The organism is Vibrio sp. 10N.222.52.B12, from assembly GCF_002875385.1.
GTDB lineage: Bacteria > Pseudomonadota > Gammaproteobacteria > Enterobacterales > Vibrionaceae > Vibrio > Vibrio jasicida.
In genome coordinates, this window is the sequence record NZ_MDAW01000161.1 from 1 (window position 1) to 5,040 (window position 5,040).

A 5,040-nucleotide genomic window follows, 5' to 3' on the forward strand; every position below is an offset into this window, starting at 1 on the left:
ACCCCTTAGCAGGGCGTTAGCTTACTGGAGCTATGACAAAATATCTTTAAATAAGTAAGCTACCTAGGCAGTAGCTCACTTTGGCATCACAAGTTATTTACTCGATGACTTGCTAGGTTTTAGCCCTGGAGTGTTACCAGGAGTCTTTTTGTTGTCACGTCTGCGTTGGTCAGGCTTCCCTGTTGATTTTGCGATTGGTTTTGGACCTGGTTTAAGAGCCATAGTTGTATTCCTTAAAAGTATAAGAGCAAATCTCTCGCAAGTAATATATTCGTATTCATGCATACGGACAGTGACTGGTGTTCTATTTCCATTTAAAATTTGTGGATATGTCGATGGCTTAAAACGCTGTGTTGGCAAGTTTAGTAGATACAGATGGTTAGTAAGCTAACAAACTGTTTAAGAGTGATTCGCAACGCGTGGCATTTTTAGTATGCGTTGGTTTTAGTGTTTAAGGTGGTATGCAGCGGCTTCGGTATTGCGTTGCTCACACCTTAACAGGGCGTTATAAGCTAGGAAAATAGAATGAATAAGCAAGAAAAATTAAAACTACTCAGGAAGCTTCTGGAAAAATCATCAATAGTAAAAATTGAGAGTAGTAGTGACCCTGATTTTAAACATTGGAAGAATTTAGTTGAAAGAACATTTATAAAAGTGTTTGGTAAAAACTCCACTGAGTTTGAACACTTTAATGACCTGACCTTTTATTACCAGGCTTTCATTTACACCTCAACCAGTGATTATACTTCCGATCACCTCAGATGTTTTCGTCGTGATTATAAAATGCTGATAGATTCGATAAATGAGTACATAGAAGAACTAGAAGAAGAAAAGGAAGTTGTGGTAGTCAAACAACAACTGAAAGTTGACCAAGCTATCAATAAGATTTTTATTAGTCACGCCTCAAAAGATGCTGATGTCGTTGAAGAAATTATTGAGCTCCTAGAAGCTATTGGTGTCGAGTCTAATCAAATTTTTTGTACGTCTTTTGAGGGGTATGGAATAGATCTGGGCGAAAACTTTTTGGATGCGATAAAAACAGAACTATCCTCAGACTCAATGGTTTTATTCCTGCTTTCAGAAAATTTCTATAAAAGCCCCGTTTGCATGTGTGAAATGGGTGCTGCGTGGGTTTTGTCAAAAGAGCATATCCCAATAGTTGTACCACCGTTAACATATTCAGACATTCAAGGCGTTTTACCTTTAACTCAAGGAATGCTTCTAACGGATTCTTTAAAACTCAATTCGTTCAAGGAAAAAATTGAGAAAACTTTCAATATCACCAATGGGTTAAGTTTCTCTACGTGGGAAAGAAAAAGAGACCGGGTTTGCAGTCGCTTAGAGAAGATTCTAGGCTAATTGTTAGTACGCTTATAACAAACTGTTTAAGAGTGATTCGCAACGCGTGGCATTTTTGCTATGCGTTGCGTTTAGTGTTTAAGGTGGTATGCGGGAGCTTCGGTATAGCGTTGCTCACACCTTAACAGGGCGTTAGTTTTTTAGGAGTATTGGTGACTATGACAAAGAGTCTTATCTCATCCGTTCATGTTGGCGAAATAATACGTTGTCCATGCAGAACGTGTGAAACGGAAAGTAAACATACAGTTATAGCAGACGTGGAACTGCAATTGAGAGAAGAAGATTCGCATAACTTTTATGGCTCAGACGAGCAATATCAGACAATCCAATGCAATGGTTGCGATACTATCTCTTTTCGAACTGCTCACTATAGTACAGAGGATGTTTATCATATTGAGGGTGAGGAAAACGAATTTAATGATGTGTTCCTTGCTGCTGAAGAGTTTTATCCAAACCCGAATGTGAGCAGGGAGCCAATAGATAACTTGGGATGGTTGCCATCCCACATTCCGCCAATCTATTGCGAAACTTTACAAGCATTGAACAATAGTCAGCGAATTTTAGCGGGAATTGGTATTAGAGCAATCCTTGAAAGTGTTTGTAAAGACTTAGGTTCAAGAGGTAAAAACCTTCATGAACGAATAGACAATTTAGTGAAAACGAAGTCTTTATCTCGCAATGATGCTGATGTGTTGAAACTAATTAAAAATATGGGCAATAGCGCAGCTCATAGCGTTTTTCTTCATGAACATGACCAATTGGAAATTGCCTTTAATATCATTGAGCGCATGTTGGAAAGTGTATATATAAGCCCTAGGTTACTCAAGGTGGCATTGGAGAACCAAAACTAACAAAGTATTTAAGAGTGATTCGCAACGCTTGGCAGTTTCGCTTCGCTCAAGTATAGCCAAGCGCCGCTCACACCTTAATGCGGCGTTATGTTTACTTGTATTTCAAAGAGTTAAAGGTCTTAGGTTCTGGTTCTTTGTCCCTCAGGCAAATCGTCTCTAGTAGACTCAGCAAATCCACATTGTCGGTCTAAGTTCTTGAATCACTCAGCCCGTAAAACATGCCGATGTTCGTGGCTTGCTTCATTGTCAGGTCGTGGCGGTTGGCTTCTTGTTTAACTGGCTTTAAGTCGCTTTTAGCTTCTTAACCAATTAGCATTTCAGTTTGGCAGTTGCCTCGGCAATTCAGCATTGTTTTGCGCTTTGACTGGAAAGAAAGGGCGCTCGTTGTTTCTTAGCCGGGTTGCCTCATTGGGCGGCGAAGTGGACTTATTTGTTTTAGGTTGGTCGCCTTTGGTGGCCAAGTCGGTTCTTACCTTGTGGTTTAGTTCAGAAAATCAGTCAGAAATCGCAGTTCTTTCTCAATTAAATCATGTGTTTGTGGTAAAACATAACAAACTGTTTAAGAGTGATTCGCAACGCGTGGCATTTTTACTGTGCGTTGCGTTTGGTGTTTAAGGTGGTATGCGGCGGCTTCTGCATTGCGTTGCTCACACCTTAACAGAGCGTTATAACCTTGGTGTTCTATTGACGCCTTGCGAGTTGTATAATCGGGAAAAACGATTGGTATAGTATATGTCTGTAAGCAAGCTAAGAGCTCAATTGAAAAGTAAAAGCGATAAAGAGTTGATTGATGAGATAGTTGATTTGTATAAAAAGCATGATTCGGTAAAGCTCCACTATAAAGCGTCTCTTTTAGAAAATGACAAAGAAGTATTCGAATACTATAAGGCTATTGTCAAAGAAGAGTTTTATCCCCAAAACTCTCGAAAGTCTCCAACTTACCGATTATCCGTGGCTAAAAAAGCAATCACTGACTACAAAAAGGTATCCCCAAACGATCACCATATTGCGGAGTTAATGATGTTCTATGTCGAAACTGGAGTTCAGTTTATGCTGGACTATGGGGATATTAACGCCAAGTTTTACGACGGTATGGAAACCGCCTTTTCGAATGCCCTTGCGTTTATTACAAAAACGGAACAATCGGAGTGTTTTGTCGATAGAGCTGATGCAATTTTAGAAAGTACCGTCAGTATGGGGTGGGGCTTTCATGATGGGTTGTACGGTATATTTATGGACTTCTTCCCTGATTACTACAGTGAAGACGAATAAGTACGGTTATAACAAAGCGTTTAAGGCAGATTCCCAACGCATGGCACTTTTCATTCCATTGTTGGGTTTTGTGTTTACGGTGCAATGGTTAGGTTTAGTGGTAGCGTTGCTCACTACTTAACGCGGCGTTATATGCCAATACAGATTGGAAGTAAAAATGAACTTTGTATATGAATTTCTATATGTGCTTTCACTATCAAAACGCACTCAATTAGCACTGATTCTTGGTGTCGTTTTTCACTTCGTAATTTTATTGGTTGGCAAACACTACATCGCAGAAATTGAGTTCCAAGGGGTAATGAAACCTTTGGAAGAAGCCATCGTTGGAAAGCTATTACATAGATACGACAAGGTAGCGTTGTTTGCATTGGTTTCATTCTGGGTCTTGGCTTTTAAATGTTACCGTAAAGATCGCAAAAGGCTATATGGCTTGTAGTCCTTACTTTGGGTGCTCATTAGGGACTTTCAGGTTTTGGGTACAAGCATATAACAAAGCGTTTAAGACGGATTCCCAACGCTTGGCATTCTCGGTTTGATTCAGCTTTAGTGTTTACAGCACAATAGTTTAGCTCAGGTGGTAGCGTTGCTCACCACTTAACGCGGCGTTATGTGTATTTAGAAGAACAAGGAAAGTTTACATGAAAAATATTGCAATGGGCGTGGTCGTAAGAGATGGAAAAGTTCTTATCCAAAAGCGCTTTAGACGAGGGCAAGGGATGGTATTTGAATTCCCCGGCGGTTCTATTGACCCTGGTGAGTCAGGTAATCAAGCAGCAGTTAGAGAGTTGTGGGAAGAAACGGGACTGCAAGGTTTAAAGCGACTCGGTAGTCATCAAGCTAAAAATGATTTTGGTGGTGAAATTCATTATGTTGTTTTACGTGCGGGTAATGATACTGAACCTCAAATGATTGATGAAGTAAGGCAGCAAACTTTCTTTTGGTTTGAGCCAAGTGCTATTCCACTTGGTGATTTCTATCGAGCTGATATCGAATTTATAGAGAATCACTTAAGCCAATACACATAACAAATTGTTCAAGAGTGATTCAGCACGTGTGGCATTTTTACCATGCGTTAGGTTTTGTGGTTAAGGTGGTATGCGGAAGCTTTGGTATTGCGTGCCTCACACCTTAACAAGGCGTTAGTACGGGTTTGACATCAAAGGTCACAAGTTCTGGTGTTTATCTGTTTTGGCGCTCGTGTTTACACCTTTCAGTTATTGCCTTTCACGTTCTTTCCGGTGGCACTATATGCGGAGTGTTCGCTTTGATTTTACCGTTTACGGCTTCTAACTCTTAGCCTATTTCTTTGGCGCTTTTTCATTTTCGTGGTGACTTTTGAGAGAACCTTGATTACTTTTGGTGTGGCTTTTGAAGTACGAGGAAAGAATCCTTTTCTAATTTGAAATCAGTAAAAGTAGGGGAGTTCAGTGCGTTTTTCTTCTAGCCAACTCTCGTCTCTCAATAGCGGTAAAGTTTCGTAGCTGCCCGTCTCACTTCAGTGTTCAAAGCCTTTCATATCATGCCACTTTTCAATATCTTGGAGTGCATAAATAGAAGT

At 40.1% G+C, this 5,040-nt stretch carries 6 protein-coding genes; all 6 read left to right on the top strand.

Features of this window, described 5'->3' with window-relative positions:
• Positions 1 to 525 precede the first annotated feature (525 nt).
• The 6 genes from BCT11_RS25475 to BCT11_RS25515 all read left to right on the top strand — a co-directional run bounded on the left by BCT11_RS25475 (position 526) and on the right by BCT11_RS25515 (position 4,507).
• Entirely contained in the window at positions 526 to 1,359 is an 834-nt protein-coding gene (locus BCT11_RS25475; protein ID WP_102389573.1) for a toll/interleukin-1 receptor domain-containing protein, read from the top strand.
• A 269-nt stretch (positions 1,360 to 1,628) separates the two neighbouring features.
• Positions 1,629 to 2,210: a DUF4145 domain-containing protein gene (locus BCT11_RS25485; protein WP_157939369.1), complete on the top strand. Its 582-nt coding sequence runs from the start codon at positions 1,629 to 1,631 to the stop codon at positions 2,208 to 2,210.
• 420 nt (positions 2,211 to 2,630) lie between these two features.
• The gene (locus BCT11_RS28630; RefSeq protein WP_102389580.1) at positions 2,631 to 2,825 is read left to right on the top strand and encodes a hypothetical protein; all 195 of its coding nucleotides are present in this window, start codon (positions 2,631 to 2,633) and stop codon (positions 2,823 to 2,825) included.
• Between the two features lie 117 nt (positions 2,826 to 2,942).
• Positions 2,943 to 3,482, top strand: coding sequence for a DUF6155 family protein (locus BCT11_RS25500; protein ID WP_102389576.1), 540 nt, complete (start codon positions 2,943 to 2,945; stop codon positions 3,480 to 3,482).
• Positions 3,483 to 3,639: 157 nt separating this feature from the next.
• Positions 3,640 to 3,918, top strand: a complete 279-nt coding sequence (locus BCT11_RS25510) for a hypothetical protein (RefSeq protein ID WP_102389577.1) — start codon at positions 3,640 to 3,642, stop codon at positions 3,916 to 3,918.
• Between the two features lie 202 nt (positions 3,919 to 4,120).
• A complete protein-coding gene (locus BCT11_RS25515) occupies positions 4,121 to 4,507 on the top strand; it encodes an NUDIX hydrolase (protein WP_045402254.1) in 387 nt (128 codons plus the stop codon).
• The last annotated feature ends 533 nt before the right edge of the window (positions 4,508 to 5,040 follow it).